This window comes from Trinickia sp. EG282A (assembly GCF_040965455.1).
In the GTDB taxonomy this organism is placed as follows: Bacteria; Pseudomonadota; Gammaproteobacteria; order Burkholderiales; family Burkholderiaceae; genus Trinickia; species Trinickia symbiotica.
The window spans coordinates 1-481 of sequence record NZ_JBFRCC010000031.1; the positions used below are offsets into that span (position 1 = coordinate 1).

1 protein-coding gene is annotated in these 481 nt (G+C 53.4%); it reads left to right on the plus strand.

Going from position 1 to position 481, the window contains the following annotated elements:
- Positions 1–29 precede the first annotated feature (29 nt).
- A partial coding sequence (locus AB4Y31_RS31765) for a Tex-like N-terminal domain-containing protein (protein ID WP_368677420.1) occupies positions 30–481 on the plus strand: 452 nt, incomplete at its 3' end.

Below are 481 nucleotides of genomic sequence, written 5' to 3' on the forward strand. Positions count from 1 at the left end.
TTTTTGATCCGAAAAGATGAACTCAAACCATGATGAATGATTCGTTCTGCCGCATTATTGCGGGTGAAATTCAGGCACGCCCGGAACAGGTTGACGCTGCCGTTCGCCTGCTTGACGAAGGGAATACCGTGCCGTTTATCGCACGTTATCGTAAGGAAATCACCGGCGGTCTGGATGACACGCAGCTGCGTAATCTGGAAACGCGTCTGAGCTATCTGCGCGAGCTGGAAGAGAGACGTCAGGCGATCCTCAAGTCTATTTCCGAGCAAGGCAAACTCACCGATGATCTGGCGAATGCCATCAACGCCACCCTAAGCAAAACCGAACTCGAAGACCTCTACCTGCCCTACAAACCTAAACGCCGCACCCGTGGGCAAATCGCCATTGAAGCAGGGCTTGAGCCGTTGGCCGATCTGCTGTGGAGCGATCCGTCACACACGCCAGAAGTCGCCGCTGCACAATATATTGATGCCGATAAAGG